The following is a 14,290-nucleotide window of genomic DNA, read 5'->3' on the forward strand; positions in this document are numbered from 1 at the left end:
GACGACTCGACACGTCACCACTCCCCGAGACTCCCGACCTCACGCCCGACCAGCGGAAACGCAACCCTCAACGCCGGAACGACAACAACCACTTACGTTTCGTCGCAAGGGGCGGTCTGCGCAGCGAAGAGATTCGGCGCTCCTTGGGGCGGACACCGGGCAGGAGCGCCGCGCAGGATGCAAGTCGGGCTGGGCACTGTAGCGTCCGGGTCTGACAATGCAGCCTCGAACGACCGCCCTGACTTCCGTATTGTCTACGGCAGTTGGCTCAAACTGGCCGCTCGGGGCGGGGCGCCTCGGCCACGGCCTGTCCGGTCTGGGATGACCTGCCCGGCGTCGAGCCGTGCGCATGAGGCTCCGGGCGGGAGAGCGGCTGCCGTACCGGGCCGGTTCAGGAACCGGTCTGGCCCGCTGGCAGGTCTGTCCGATCGAGCAGGCGGACAAGGTCGTCGTAGACGCCTTGCACGTTTCCCGTCTGCAGAATGAGGGATGCCGTCAGGTCGATGGCCTGGTCGATCGTGCCTTGTGCAGTGTGCTTCGCCTCATCGAGCCGCTCCAGTTCGCGCGCGATGTCCGGCCGGGCGGCGGCAAATGCGGCAGGCAGCCGCTGCAGTGCGCTGGCCGGGTCCCATCGTCGGGGCACCAGGTAGGACCAGTCGTCTTCGTGGTTGACGACGGCCGGTTCGGTGATGCGCGGACCCCTGGTGTGTTCCACGTCCAGGTGGAGTCGGGAGCAGGCGCGGTACAGGGCAGTCAGCTGCGGGTCATGGTCTTCGAGGAAGATCTCGCCGAGCGTGTATCCCTCCATGCGCAGGCGCACGCGGGTGAGCATCGTGGCCGCATCCAGGGATGCCCGCTCGGGGTCGTACTCGACAGTGGCCCCGGCCGCGGTGTGGCGGAGCACGATGGGTTTGTCGGGCCGGGCGGTACCGCGGCGCACTCGGGCGGAAACGAGGCTGAGCCGACGGCTCGTGACGGTGGTCATGGACGCTCCCCCATGTTGAAGAGGATCTGGCGGACGGCGTGAAGCCGCAGGCGGGGATCTTGGTTTATGGGGACGGTGATCGTTCTGGCGTCCCTGGAATCGTGGATGGCCAGGATGCGGTCACCGATGTCGCTATCGAGCTGGGTAAAGTCCCATTCCTCGATCTCCAGGCGGTGCTTGGCGACCAGAGCATCGAGAGCCGCTGCAGCCCGGTTCTCAGAGACAAGCACGCCGGGTGCCGGCTCGTCCGGGCTGGCGGGGAGCTTCATGTGATCACCTCCGCTCCCCCGCCCGAGTGGTGACGGGGGTGGCGGTGTGCTGCGGGTACGCCTGCAAGCGGCGCGGAGACCGCGCTCGCCGGCGTCACAGAGGGCCATCAGCAGGCACTTCATGTGTCTTCTCCTCGCGGGTCACGCGTCCAAGACGCGGACGGCCAGCCGGAGTCGGCTGTGCCGCACCGTCTGCTGTGTGCGGCATACCGCCTCACGGCCGTGCTCAGGCTGACTGGAGGAAACACCACGCGTGCATCGGCCTCGGCAAGGTTGCCGACTCCCGTCGGATACCGAGGGAGGGCTGGTATTGTCCGCGTCCGCTTCCGCCCCGGTCCGGCGCCGGGAAAGTCCGCGGGGTTGAGCCGCAGCGCCGCGCCCTCGTCGGGGTGCAGAGCCGTGCTCACGTTTGCGGCAAGCGGGTCCGAAGCGCCTGTCTGGTGGCCGCCTCTCGCATGGGTTGCCACTGACGGCTTGTCATTCGGCCCGCGGACCGGGGTCAGTGTGCAAGCCAGTGAGCCGGGACGAGGGCGTCTCCGTCGCGCCAGTTGGCCACAACGGCGTGGCGGAACCATGGGGTGGAGGCAAGGTGCGCATGGTCGGTGGCGATGACTTGAAGGCGGCCTTCGGCCTGGGCGACGACCTTGTGCATGAGGCGGTAGTAGGCGCGGACGGCCTGCAAGTCGGCGTCCTCGAGGGTGGCGGCGTCGTGTACGTGTTCTTCGGGGAAGAATGCCTGGCTGGGCTGGTCGAACATGATGAAGTGCGGTACCGGGCGCTGGTGTTCGACGAAGTAGAGGTGCAGTGCGAGGTGGGCGACGAGGTGGTATCCGATCCAGTTGTCGGCGCTGCCGATCTGGTCCAGCGGGATGCGTCTGCCTGAGGTGCGGACGACCACGTTGAGGGTGGTCGGGCTGATGCGTACGTCGTCGGCCGTGTCGGCGTGTTCGAGGCCGAGCTCGCGTGCCCAGGCGGTCATGTTGCGTGCGACGTCGCCCAGGCGGATTTCGGTCTCGGCCGCGATGTCGTCCTGGTCGACGTGGTGCTGGAGGTCTCGTCGGATCTCTTCCAGCCGGTCGATTTCCCGGCGGAGCGCGGAGAGGTCGACGGTGTCGTCGGCGACGGGGTGTTGCAGGGCCTGCAGGATTCTGCCCCGGACGAGGGCCTGCTGTTCTCGCTGGTCCTGGGCTCGGCGCAGGGCGCGGTTGTTGTCGCGAAGGGCTTGTTCGGCGACGGCGTTCTCCCTGACGCGGCGGATGAGTTGTTCTCGTTCGGCGGTGAGTGTGCGGCGGCTTTGTTCTCGTGCGGGGGCGAGGGCGTCGAGGTCGGTGAGTTCTTGTTCGAGTTCGCGGGCGAGTTGGGACAGGGCGTTGATGGCCGGGTCGGCTTCGGGCAGTGTCTGGGTGCACATCGGGCAGGTGTCGTGGCCGTCGTCGCGGGTGGCCAGCACGCCCAGCGGGGTGAGGCGGCTGCGTTGGGTGTGGAGCTGGCCGGTCAGGTCCGCGGTTTGTTGTGCCCACAGGTCCAGCAGGCGCAGGGCGTCGTCGACCTCGCCCAGGTCGTGGGTGAGGGTGCGGCGTTCGGCGGACAGGCGTTCGGCGAGTCCGGTTTCGGTGCGGGGTGTGGGGATGTGGGCCGGGGACTCGAGTGCGGCGTGCAGGAGCGATTCGAGCTCGGCTGGCTGCAGCGGGTCGGGGAGTTCGGCGATGAGTCCAGCTTGGCGGGCCAGGCGCGCCAGTGCGATGCGGACGGTGGTGGAGCTGCTGGCGTGGCGGCGGGCCTGGTCGAAGGTACGGCGCAGGGTGGAAAGGCGGCGGGTGGTGGTCAGGAGCTGCTGCTTGCGGGCGGCTTGTTCGGGTCCTGCCGCGCCGAGGAAGTAGGGCAGACCGTTTTTGAGGGCGGTGAAGACCTCGTGGTCGGTCTGCCGGTGGAAGAGGCGTCCGGAGTCGGCGATCTCGGTCTGCCGTTGCAGGCACAGGGGCAAGGCGTGGCCGAGATGGACGTTGTACGCGGAGCCGTCGGGCGAGTGGATGAGGTGGTCCTCGATGCCGAGGCGGCCGCTGATTTCTGAGCGGACCGACTCTGTGTTGGAGTTGACCCGGAGCTGGTCGGCGGTGGGAACGTCCAGGCGGTGGTCGCCGAAGACGAGCATCGCGTCACTGGTGGAGCCGGTGCGGGGATGGCGGCGGGCGACGAATACCCGGCTGGCGCCGGTCTGGATCAGCAAGGCGAACCAGCCGACGGTGTCGGTGATGAGTCCCTGGGGCAAGGGGGTGCGGCGTCGTCCCAGGCAGTGGTCGACGATGTCGACCAGGGTGGTCTTCCCTGTCTTCGACCAGCCGGTGATGATGTTGAGTTTTCCGGGTTTGAAGGGCAGGACGTGGGGGGTGGGGCGGCCGTCGCGGTGGTAGAGGGCCAGGGCGAGCAGGTGCATGGGGATCGCTTCGGTCGTGGGGTGGGTTACGGCGTGACGCCGAGGAGGGTGAAGGCGGTTGCCGTCGGTGTGGCCGTGAGCCAGCGGCCGACCAGCGCGGCTGCGGTGGTGCACTGTGCCATCTCGTCATGCTGGCCGGCCCGCGGCAGGGGCGGCAGGCGGCGCTCGAGAACGATCCCCTCAGAATCGGCGCTGTAGGTGCCCTGACGCAGGGCGAAGCGGTGGCTGGTGCGGGTGTACGCGGTCAGGGCGGCGGCGCGGGCGGGGTAGGCGGCGCGCAGTTGGGGGTTGCGGGTCAGCCAGGCGGTGAGGGAGGTGCGGGTGTCGCGTGGCAGGGCGGTGCGGAAGTCGGGCGGCAGGACGAGGGGCAGGACGAGGAAGCTGCTCAGGTAGGGCAGCGGCGTGTCGTCGGCGCGGTGGTGTGCTCCGGCGGCCGCGGCCAGCAGGTAGGCGCCGAAGGCCGGGTTGAACAGGGCGGCTGCTTCGGGCAGCAGGGAGCGGGGGGCGGAAGCGGTGGTCATGGGACATCAGCCCTTGGGGCCTGTGAGGCGGTCAGAAGTGTTTGGAAGTCGGGGTGCCAGCCCACCGGCCGGGTGTCGGTCAGGGCGAGGTTGGCCAGGGCGTGCAGGGTGCCGCGGGCGATCCAGCGTTTGTCGATCTGCCGGAGGGTGAGGCCGACCACGGCCTGCTCGGAACCGGTGAGGATCTTCCGGCCGACTTCCTCGGCGTCATCCTCGCAGCGGCCCAGCCGGTAGGCGTCACGCAGGCCGGAGGCGACGGCCTGGTGCTCTTGCCGGATGTCCGTTTCGAATGCGGCCAGTTCGTCTTCGGTGACGTAGTGGTGGTGCAGCCAGCGTGAACGGTGCAGGGCCGCGTGGTGGTGCTCATGGATGTGGTGGTGCTGCGTCTCGGGGCCCGCGCCGATGAGGGTGAGCTGAGCGACGAAGACGCGGTCGGCGTACCGGGCGATCTCTTCCTCGGTCAGTTCCTCCAGCCGGCTGTTCAGAGGCAGCCGTCCGGGCCCGTAGCTGCTTTGCAAGTGGTCGACGACCGCGCGCAGTTCAGCGGCGCAGACGGACACACGGCGCGTGTCGGCGGGGTCGAGCATCTGCCGTACGGTGGTGGCCCACCAGCCGCGCACCTGCTGCAGCATGGCGGTGACGTGGTCGGCGTCGTCCTTCCAGATTCCGAGGACTTCCTGCAGGTCGGCGTCGGCGCGGGCGGGCTGGGGCGCCTGGTCGTCCAGCACGATCGTGCCGACCAGGCTGGCGCGTTGAGCCGGGGTGGTCTGCAGGAATCGTGCCCGCCAGATGGCCGTGGTGGCAGCCGCCTGGGGGTCGGCGGCGATGGATTCGAGTAGCCGCTGCACGCCGGTGGTATCGCGTTCTGGCCCGGTGTGGCGCAGCACGCTCAGAGGGTTGTCGGGTCCTACGCGCTGGGTGGTGACCAGGCGCAGCAGCGGGAGGGGACTGTCGCCGACGGCGGCTACCACGTCGCACCAGCCGTTGAGCGTGCGCCACAGGTCGGCTCCCGTCGGGGACAACTCCCCCTCGTTCTTGTGGCGTTTGACCTGCACGCACTCGGTGGGCTGGCCCTCGTGGCGGATGACGATGTCGTCGAGGCATTCCATGCGCAGCTCGGCCTGGGGGTTCTTGAACCAGGTACGGGCCAGCTCGATCAGGGCCCGGTCGCACTGGTAGAGGTAGCCGGAGAACTGTCCAGCCGCAGAGTGCACCATCACGTTCGCCACAGTGAGCAACAAGTTAGCGACTGAGCGTAATAATCGGCAAGTTGATGCCGCCCAGACGGCCGCGCTCGCACGGTGGGGCAGTCCTCCCAGCCCGCCGCGTCCGGGAGCGGGGGAAGCGCGCAGGTGTGCGGAGGACGCCCGTCCTCGGCCCCCGACTGCGCTGCGGAGTCGGCAGGTCAGTCGGGCGGGGGCAGTATCTGGTCGTGGATTTCGTCGACGAATCTGGAGCGCCTGGTCTTGAGTCGGCGCTGGGGGTACCACTGGTTGGCGGGGAGGGTGTAGCGGTCGCCTCCGATGAGGACGGCTTCGTCTCTGGCGCGAGTGAGGGCGACGTAGAAGGCTCTGCGTGCTTCGGCTACCTCGTGGGGGGCGGGGGGGTTGCCGGGGAAGTGACGCGGGAGGAGTCCTTCGATGAGGCCGGGCAGGATCACGATCCGGAACTCGCGGCCTTTTGCACTGTGGTAGGTGGTCAGGGCGATGTGGCCGGGGATCTGTCCTCCGGCGAGTTCGGCCATGGTGAGGTCGTCGGGTTCGGCCAGGGCCCGGGCTGTGTCCCGGTCGCGCTGGTCGGGGCTGTGGTCGGCGAGATGGCGGATGCCCAGGGTGTCCCACAGCGCGGTGAGGAAGGTCCTCGCGGGGTGGGATGGGCTTTCACGGTCGGGGCCGTCCAGGAGCGCCGCCAGACGGCGGGCCAGAGTGCGGTGGGTGTCGGCCGGGTCGTCGTGGTGGGCCAGCTGGAGTTGGCGGTGCCAGGTTGCGGCCAGCTCGCGGAGGGTGCGGGCTGGGGCGATGCCAGCTGTTCTGCGGCGCGGTGCGGCGAGGTCTGTGGTGGCGGGGCCGGGCAGCGGCCCGGTCAGCCGTCGCGTGGCGCAGGCGGCGATAAGGTCGGCGAGGGGGCCGCTGGGGCGGCGGCGCTGCCGTTCGCTGTCAAAGGGGATCTGGGCGGCGTGGATCGCGGTGGTCAGTGCGTCGAGCAGAGGCCCCTGGGAGCGGTAGAGGACAGCGATGTCTTCTGGGGCTGTGCCGGTTGCCATGCGGTTCTTGATGATCTCGACGGTGCGGGCCGCGTGTGTGTCGAGGCCGCCGTCAGCATGGAGGATGGTGACGGTGCCGATGTCGTCGCGGCCGGGTGCGGCGTGGTAGCCGCGGTCTTCCCCGAGGACTGCGTGGCCGGCTGCCACGAGGGCGCTGCCGCTGCGGTAGTTCACCTTCAGGCGCAGGCTTTTGAAGTCGCGGCGGTCGCTGAGCTGTTGGAGGTAGCGGGGGTCGGCGCCCTGGTAGGCGTAGAGCACTTGATCGGGGTCACCGACGGCGGTGACGCTCGCGCCGGCGTCCAGCAAGGTGGTGACCAGAGCGTGCAGGACGGGCCCGAGGTCTTGGTATTCGTCGACGACGAAATACGGGAATCGTGCCACGAGTTGCTCGCGTGCGGTGCGGCTCTCGCGTAGCAGGGCCAGGGCCCGGACGGTCATGGCCTCGAAGTCGAGGATGTCGTTGTCGCGGAGCAGTTGTTCGTAGCCGCGGACGGTGCGCGGGTATTCGCGGGGGTAGTCGGCCATCGGCTCCCCGGCGGCCATCAGGCGGCGCAGACGCTCCAACGTGGTCCGGTTTTGCGGGTTGACGTCCAGGCCGGAGTCGTAGGCGGCGGTGTCCCACAGCTGTCTACAGGCGGACGCGTCGGGGATGGTGAGGTCCTCGGGGAGCGGGTCGCCGATCAGGCGGCCGTAGGGGCGCAGGATGTGATGCAGGCAGAAGGCGTGCACGGTGGTGCTGGACAGGCGGCGGCCCGGGCGCAGTCCCAGGTGCTGCAGGCGCACGGTGGTCTCGTGAGCGGCTGTTTCCGTGTAGGTGAGGGCGGCGACGCCGCGGTGGCGGCTGGTGGTGGCCAGCAGGTATCCGACGCGGGCGACGAGGGTGCGGGTCTTGCCGGCGCCGGGGCCGGCAAGCACGGCGATGTTGCCGTGGTAGATGGCGGCGGCGCGTTGATCGGGGTGCAGCGCGCCCAGTTCGGCGGCCAGGGCGGGCGGCAGCAGAGCCGGCTCGGGCACAGTCGCAGGCGTCTGCTGGTGGAGGGCCGTCATCAGCTGTGGCCCAAGGAAACGTCCGCTACTGCGGCCGGGACTTGAGGGGGCGAGGCTGCGGGGAACAGGGGCCGGCCGCGGAAGGTGCAGCTGAGATCGTCCAGCAGGCCAAGGATGGCTCCCGGTCCTTCGATCGTCAGCAGGTCATCGCGGGTGATGGGGCCTCCCGTGCGGCCGAGCAGTTCCAGGACGCGGCCGTGCAGGCCGGTCGCGCTGGCGACGTGCGCGGCCAGCCGCTGGGCGTAGCGTCCCTTGCCGATGGCCTCGATCTTGTCCACCAGGGTGTCGCGCTGCTGGCCGGTTGCGGTGCCGTCCTCAAAGGGGGCCAGGGCTTCGCGGAAGGCGGACCGGCTGCTCTCGCGCTGCCGGAAGGCGCAGTATGCCTCGGCCATTTCGGGATGCAGCAAAGGAGCGATGTCGGGTTCCAGCGTGTACTCGCCGACATAGACGCCTACCCGGGTCGCCGCGGTCACCACACGCTGCCGGCCGGCGCGTACGCCGCGCTCGGGCAGTTCCCGGACTGTGATCGTGTCGATACCTCGGTCGATTTTCTGGTGCAGGACGTCCTCCTGCGCGATGCGCGCCAGGTCGCGGGCCCTCCACAGGCCCGGTTCCTTGTGATGGCGGTGCTCGCCGTCGGCGGCGTCGCCGTCGGTGAGGATCCAGTGCGGGCGCCGCAGTGCCCGGGGGCCCAGCAGGGTGGCGTAGGGGGCGAAGTCGGTGCCTTCGACGCTGGAGACGACGATGCCGTGATCGTCCAGGTGGAAGCCGGCTGCCTCGGCGAGGGCGGGCAGCAGGTAGGCGTCGGCTGCGCCCTCGACCAGGACGGTGCCCCGGGCGAAGAGGATTTCGGCGCGGGTGACGTTGATATAGCGCTCGAGGTCGGCCGTCTCGGCGTCGGTGAGCACATCGGGCGATACGACGGAGCCGACGGTGTGGTCGCCCTGGGTGCTGGTCAGGACAATGCTGGACAGGGGGGTGACGGCGGCGATGTGCGGGCTGTGGGTGGTCAGCAGCAGCCGGTTGGGTTCGTGCAGCAGGTGGGCGAACAGCTTGCGCTGCAGGCTGGGGTGGAGGTGGGCCTCGGGCTCTTCCACGGCCAGGAGCGTGTCCTCGCCGTCGCTGGCCTGGCGGCGCAGTTTCAGCCGCTCGAGCAGCAGGGCCAGGTAGACGACGTTGGCGGTGCCGGTGGAGGTGTGCTGGATGCCGCGGCTGCTGCGGGGGTCGATCAGGAGCTGGACGCTGCGGATCAGGTCGTCTTCCCGGCCGGCGAAGTCCAGCGAAGGGGTCAGCGGCAGTTGGGGGCCGGTCATGGCGGCCAGGCGGGCGGCGAGTTCGTCCACCGCCTGCTGCATGGATGCGTCCTGGGCCAGCTGGTTGCGGGCTTGTTTGAGGGCGTCCAGGGTGGAGGCGACGATATTGGGGGCCGGAGGCCGCTCGCGCAGCAGCCGGACCAGGGGGCTGCGGTCGGCGCGGGAGAAGTCGCCCTCGGCGTCGCGCAGGGCGGGCAGCACGGACAGCGGGACGTAGTCCTTGGCGTGGCGCATGTCGACGCCCGCATCGTCGCCGCCGTAGATGGTCCAGGAGTAGTCGTCGGGAGTCAGTGGCTGGCTGGGCTGGGCGCCGAAGACTGCACCGACTGCCAGCTTGGGCTGGAACAGATAGGTCAGGCGGGCGATGCGGGGCTGCCCGTCCTCGGTGATGATCGCGCCGTCGAGGGTCGCGATGGCGTCGTCATCATCGTCGAAGTCGGTAAGTTCGACTTCGACCCTGACCTCAACGCCTTGAGACAACGTCAGCGCACCGTCATGGACGTCGTCGGCCTGCAGCCTGCGCCACCGGTTGGACAGGTCCGGGTCGAGGACCAGGCGCAGCGCGTACAGCAGATTGCTCTTGCCGACCCCGTTCTCCCCCACGATCACCGCAGGAGTCGGGAAAGGATCAATCACCAGATCCCGGAAATTCCGGAAATTCACGATCCTGACCTTTGAAAGGCGCACCGCTCTCCCCTCCCCCGCGCACGGCCCCCGCCCCACGCATTCCAGACGCCCCACCTGCGGACGCACCAGCCTAGTTGCCGCATCAACCGACGGGGCACGCACCGTCACGCAGGAACAGCGGGCTCTCGCGTGCGCCGACAGCCTGACCCAGTCCGGTGCCGGGCCCTGGAACCATCCGCCCTCGGTCCCGGCCGGACGGGGCCTCGCGCACGAGCCCGGCCGGACGCACGGTCCGACCGGCTGCGCAGGGCCAGCGGTTTCCCCTCTGCATGAGCCGGCATGGTTGCCGGCTGTCTGGTCATCGCCCCGCAGAGCTTTCAGGACCAGCGAGTTCTTGGCGCAGGTCCACGTAACAGCGCAGCCGCACACCCGGCTCCCCGGGCTGGCGTGTGGTGTGCTCGGCCGGCGCGGTGGCCCATCTCTGAGCAATCGCGTTCTGCATGGCGAACGCCGTGTCGTCGTCGGCAGCCGCGAGGTCCACCACGAGCAGACCCGGCTCGGCCACATGCACATCCCTGATCGGCTTCATGCCCCACACGACGTCGCCGCATCCGGGCGGGTTCCCCCGATGCCACGGCATCACCCGACCGGGTGCCGTACCAGCATGCCACCGGGCCGGCAGGCGCATCTTCCACGGACGGCACCATGCCCGTGGCGCCGCATTGAACCCAGTCGCCTCTCAGCGGGTTCACCCTGGGACGGATTTCGCCGATCTACCGGCAGCTCACGCACATTTCAGACTAGTTAGCGACATATTTTGATCAGTTTGGGTATTTGATCTGCATCCTTGATGTCCTGCACAGATCATGGATCAGCTCCTGCACGTGTACGGTTCCGCCTTTCTTGGCCCGGCAGCCCGAACAGGGGCGACACCGCCGCGCTGGCCCCGCGCCCGGCCTCACGCGGCATGCCGAAGCCGGGTGCAGGCAGGAGCGGGCGGACATGACGGGTTTGCGCACCGAGCAGGTGTGGGCGGCGCCCCAAAAGTGGCAGGGCAACACAGTCAGCCAACTGCTCGTTCCTGCCGGCCCTTTGACGCTGACCGAGGAATCCGGATCCCAGTTCGTCCACAACTCTTTCGGGCGCTGGCCTGCCGCGGCCGGCGCGGCGGACGCGCTGGCCGCGCTGGTGCCCGACACACTCGGCGGCGCGGTGAACTGGATCGGGCCACAGCAGCTCTCCACCCCGCAGGCGGTGCTCGACTCCTACCCGAATGCGATCCAGCTGCATGATCTCGTGCGGGAGGGTGGGCTGAGGCCTCCGCAGGCCGGTGCTCTGCACGCGGTCATCGGGTATTGGTACTCGCATCTGCCCGAGCCGGGCCTGGTGGTCATGCCGACCGGCACCGGCAAGACGGAGACCATGCTCACTGTGCTGGTCGCGTGCCGTCCCGAGCGGCTTTTGGTGCTGGTGCCGAGCGTCGCGCTGCGCGACCAGATCGCGGCCAAGTTCGAGTCGCTGGGCATCCTGCAACAGCAGGAGATCGTCTCCCCCGCCGCGCTTCGCCCGTGCGTGGGCCGTGTGACACGCCGCTTCACCGACGCGGCGGAGGCAAAGGCGTTCGCCTCAGCGTGCAACGTCGTCGTGGCCACCCCCAGCGTGTTGCACTACTGCGTCCCGGAGGCGCGTGAGGCCCTGCTGGCCGAGTTCAGCCACCTGATCGTCGACGAGGCGCACCATGCCCCGGCCTCTACTTGGACGAATGTGATCCGCCGGTTCGAGGACCGGCGGGTACTGCTGTTCACCGCGACCCCGTTCAGGGAGGACGGCCGGAAGATTCCCGGCCGGACCGTCTTCCGCTATCCGCTGCGCCAGGCGCAGGCCGAGAACTACTTCACAGCCATCGACTACCGGGCGGTCCTGAGCCTGGAGGGCAACGACCAAAAAATCGCCGAGCTGGCCGTGCAGCGCCTGCGTGCCGACCTGGACGCGGGCTATGACCACCTGCTGATGGCGCGGGTGAACACCGTCAGACGGGCCCGGGAGATCTGCGCGCTGTACCAGGAGTTGGCGGATGATCTGGGTGCGGTGGCGCTGTATGACGGGCTGTCCGCGGCTGACCGCAAGGCGGCGCTGGCCTCGATGCACGACCGCACCTGCCGCATCGTGGTGTGCGTGAACATGCTCGGCGAGGGCTTCGACATGCCCCAGCTGAAGGTGGCGGCGGTGCACGACGTCAGGAAGAGCCTCAGCCCGATGATCCAGTTCATCGGCCGCTTCACACGCACCTCCACCCTCGCCCCGAAACCGATCGGGACCGCCTCGGTGTTCGTGGCACGGGATCCGGCGGCGGCCCTCTCACCGCTGCGCGACCTGCTGAAGGAGGACGCGGACTGGGATCTCCTGCTGCATGACATCACCGAGCAGAGCGCTGCGCGGGGTGAGGAACTCAGCGAGTTCGACGCCTCCTTCACCCATGTGCCGGCCGACATGGCGGTCAGTGTGCTGGAACCGAAGATGAGCGCGGTAGCGCACCGGGCTCCGAGCGGCGCATGGGATCCGCAGGCCGCGATCAGCTGCTACGGCGAGGACCGCGTGCTCGGGCAGACCGTGGCCACCGGCGCCGACGGCCGCATCGCCTGGTTCGTCGTCGAGCACCGCACCCTGGTCGACTGGGGTGCCCCGCAGTTCCTTGAGCAGACCCAGTACGAGTTGATCGTCATGTACTTCGACGATGCGCGGCGGCTGCTGTACATCTACGGCTCCCACAAAAGGGGCGACTACAAGGAGCTGGCCAAACGGGTCCTGGGAGGCGACAGCCAGCCGATCAAGGGGCTCGACACCTTCCGGGTCTTCGCCGGTCTGGAGCGGGTGGTGGCTACCAACATCGGTCTGCTGGACTCGCGTGACCACTTCAACCGGTTCTCGCTCCTGGTCGGCAGTGACGTCTTCGAAGCGCTCAATGCCGAGGCCCGCAAGAACCGCAGCCAGACCCACATCATCGCCTCGGGCCTAGACGACGGCACCAGAGTTTCCGTCTGCGCGGCCCTGTCGGGCCGCTTCTGGTCGCCGCGCACCGCTCCCAATCTGCTGGCCTGGATGCAGTGGTGCGACACGCAGGGCTCCAAGATCCTCGACTCCCGTGTGGACCTCGAACACGTGATGGCGGGCTTCATCATCCCCGTCGAGCAGACCGAACGTCCCCCCTTCCCGCTGCTCGGCCTGGAGTGGCCGTGGCAGTGGCGTGCCGGCCTGGGGGAAGGACCGCCGTTCACCGTCGACGGCCGGTCCCATCCGGTGACCGACATCGGCTTCCGCGTGGACGACTTCACCGACCAAGGGCCGCTGCGCTTCTCCCTCGTCTCCCCCACCTGGCAGGTCGCCTACAGCGCCGACTTCACCGACCAGGGGCTGGTCTACTCGCCCGTCGCCGACGACGCCCTGGTCCGCCACCAGCGCACGACGGTGCCCGCCGCCGAGTGGATCAACAAGCACAAGCCCTACCTGTACTTCGCCGGCGACCGCCTGCTGACCCCCGACGACCGGCTACACGCACCCCGCACCGACCTGCCGCCCTTCGACCTGTCCCTGCTGAAACCTTTGGGCTGGAACGGCGTCGACATCAAGATCGAGTCCATGGGGCCCGAGCGGCTGGCGCACTCCGTCCAGCACTACATGTCCCTCCACCTCAGCGGCGAGCAGCACTTCGGCATCCTGGTCGACGACGACGGCTCCGGCGAAGTCGCCGACCTCGTCGGCATCACCGCGGACGACACCGATATCACCATCACGCTCGTGCACTGCAAGTACTCCTCCGAGCCCTTCCCCGGAGCCCGCGTCGACGATCTGTACGAGGTATGCGGGCAGGCGGCCCGCGGCGCGAAATGGCGCGAGTACGGCACAGACGCACTGCTGCGGACCCTGGACCGCAGGGCCAGCAAATACGCCGCCCGCAACCCCGGCAAGACCCCGTACCTGATCGGCAGCATCGACGAGCTGTACCGCCTCCGTGAACGCGCGCCCCACCTGCGCCCGCACATCAATACCGTCATCGCCCAGCCCGGCCTATCCGCCGCCGCCTGCAGCAGCGAGCAGCAGCGCCTCCTCGCCGGCGCCCACTCCTACGTACGGGCACTGACCAAAGGCACCTTCACCGTCTTCTGCAGCCCGTAGACCCAGCAGCGGCCATCTGCCGGGACGCCAGGATCCGGCGCAGCCAACCGCCCCTGATGCAACGGACGTTACGCCGCCGCAGGAGAGCCGGGCAGGGCCGCACCGGCGTGAGTGTGCCACGGCTGTGCCCGGCGCGAGGCCTCACTGGGGCGCTTCATCGGGCGCCGGGCGCTCCGGCTCGTTCATCTCCCCGAAGGGGACGTGCACGCTGGGCGTACTGCGGGCGGTGCCGGCCAGATGACGGACCTAGTCGTCGAAGAAGATGGCACTCCTCTCAGGCCGTCGTCGCACGGCGAGTGCGTGATCCAGTAGGCCATCGCCGATGCCGCCAGCGACCCGAGACGTCCTATTCGGGACTCTCCTCTGCTCCTGCTGCTTCACACTCGTCAGCCCGATCCTTGACTTGTGGGTCATCGGCCAGCTTCTCGGGGAGTTTTGTGTCATGGGTGATGTGTGCCTTGATGAGCTGACGGACGCTTAGCCCTCTGGCCGTACCGAGGTTGGCGGCAGTGAGGTCGGCGTCCGTGAGGTCGGCGTAAGTCAGGTCAGCTCCGCCAAGTTCGGCTGAGGGGCCCCGAAGATCCCGGACAGGGACCCAATAGGGTTGTCCTGTAAGGAATCGAGGGAAGCAGCAAGTGGCACGTCCAAGTCCGTATAC

The 14,290-nt window shown here is 68.9% G+C and carries 10 protein-coding genes and 1 pseudogene; 1 reads left to right on the forward strand and 10 read right to left on the reverse strand.

Annotated elements, in window-relative coordinates; all coding sequences use genetic code 11:
• Positions 1–391 precede the first annotated feature (391 nt).
• The 8 genes from ACFU95_RS49450 to ACFU95_RS49485 form a co-directional block, all read right to left on the reverse strand.
• Entirely contained in the window at positions 392–985 is a 594-nt protein-coding gene (locus tag ACFU95_RS49450) for a hypothetical protein (RefSeq protein WP_383843991.1), read from the reverse strand.
• A complete protein-coding gene (locus ACFU95_RS49455; protein ID WP_383843994.1) occupies positions 982–1,254 on the reverse strand; it encodes a hypothetical protein in 273 nt (90 codons plus the stop codon). The genes ACFU95_RS49450 and ACFU95_RS49455 overlap by 4 nt, the downstream gene beginning before the upstream one ends.
• 499 nt (positions 1,255–1,753) lie before the next feature.
• Positions 1,754–3,688 carry a DUF3732 domain-containing protein gene (locus ACFU95_RS49460; RefSeq protein WP_383843997.1) on the reverse strand — a complete coding sequence of 645 codons (1,935 nt, stop codon included), beginning with the start codon at positions 3,686–3,688 and terminating at the stop codon, positions 1,754–1,756.
• 26 nt (positions 3,689–3,714) lie between these two features.
• A complete protein-coding gene (locus ACFU95_RS49465) occupies positions 3,715–4,209 on the reverse strand; it encodes a three component ABC system middle component (RefSeq protein WP_383844000.1) in 495 nt (164 codons plus the stop codon).
• Positions 4,206–5,426, reverse strand: a complete 1,221-nt coding sequence (locus ACFU95_RS49470; RefSeq protein ID WP_383844017.1) for an ABC-three component system protein — start codon at positions 5,424–5,426, stop codon at positions 4,206–4,208. Before ACFU95_RS49470 ends, ACFU95_RS49465 begins: the two co-directional genes overlap by 4 nt.
• A 188-nt stretch (positions 5,427–5,614) precedes the next feature.
• Positions 5,615–7,486: an ATP-dependent helicase gene (locus ACFU95_RS49475; protein WP_383844002.1), complete on the reverse strand. Its 1,872-nt coding sequence runs from the start codon at positions 7,484–7,486 to the stop codon at positions 5,615–5,617.
• Positions 7,487–7,518: 32 nt separating this feature from the next.
• A complete protein-coding gene (locus ACFU95_RS49480; RefSeq protein ID WP_383844005.1) occupies positions 7,519–9,888 on the reverse strand; it encodes an ATP-dependent endonuclease in 2,370 nt (789 codons plus the stop codon).
• Complete coding sequence (locus tag ACFU95_RS49485; protein ID WP_383844008.1) at positions 9,818–10,048, reverse strand: DUF6207 family protein; 231 nt, start codon at positions 10,046–10,048, stop codon at positions 9,818–9,820. Before ACFU95_RS49485 ends, ACFU95_RS49480 begins: the two co-directional genes overlap by 71 nt.
• A gap of 413 nt (positions 10,049–10,461) precedes the next feature.
• Between ACFU95_RS49485 and ACFU95_RS49490 the strand changes: the two genes are divergently transcribed.
• Entirely contained in the window at positions 10,462–13,632 is a 3,171-nt protein-coding gene (locus ACFU95_RS49490) for a DEAD/DEAH box helicase (RefSeq protein ID WP_383844011.1), read from the forward strand.
• A gap of 141 nt (positions 13,633–13,773) precedes the next feature.
• Here the strand turns inward: ACFU95_RS49490 and ACFU95_RS49495 are convergent.
• Positions 13,774–13,896 (reverse strand): annotated as a pseudogene (locus ACFU95_RS49495) (5'-nucleotidase); the annotation flags it as partial.
• An 82-nt stretch (positions 13,897–13,978) separates the two neighbouring features.
• A partial coding sequence (locus tag ACFU95_RS49500; protein WP_383844014.1) for a pentapeptide repeat-containing protein occupies positions 13,979–14,290 on the reverse strand: 312 nt, incomplete at its 5' end.

The sequence above is a fragment of the Streptomyces sp. NPDC057623 genome, assembly GCF_042800355.1.
Classification (GTDB): Bacteria; Actinomycetota; Actinomycetes; order Streptomycetales; family Streptomycetaceae; genus Streptomyces.

Bases quoted from the DNA above. Each gene is read 5' to 3' on its own strand.
- ACFU95_RS49465 (WP_383844000.1), bottom strand. From the start codon at position 4,209: ATGACCACCGCTTCCGCCCCCCGCTCCCTGCTGCCCGAAGCAGCCGCC.
- ACFU95_RS49450 (WP_383843991.1), bottom strand. From the start codon at position 985: ATGACCACCGTCACGAGCCGTCGGCTCAGCCTCGTTTCCGCCCGAGTG.
- ACFU95_RS49455 (WP_383843994.1), bottom strand. From the start codon at position 1,254: ATGAAGCTCCCCGCCAGCCCGGACGAGCCGGCACCCGGCGTGCTTGTC.
- ACFU95_RS49490 (WP_383844011.1), top strand. From the start codon at position 10,462: ATGACGGGTTTGCGCACCGAGCAGGTGTGGGCGGCGCCCCAAAAGTGG.
- ACFU95_RS49470 (WP_383844017.1), bottom strand. From the start codon at position 5,426: ATGGTGCACTCTGCGGCTGGACAGTTCTCCGGCTACCTCTACCAGTGC.
- ACFU95_RS49460 (WP_383843997.1), bottom strand. From the start codon at position 3,688: ATGCACCTGCTCGCCCTGGCCCTCTACCACCGCGACGGCCGCCCCACC.
- ACFU95_RS49485 (WP_383844008.1), bottom strand. From the start codon at position 10,048: ATGAAGCCGATCAGGGATGTGCATGTGGCCGAGCCGGGTCTGCTCGTG.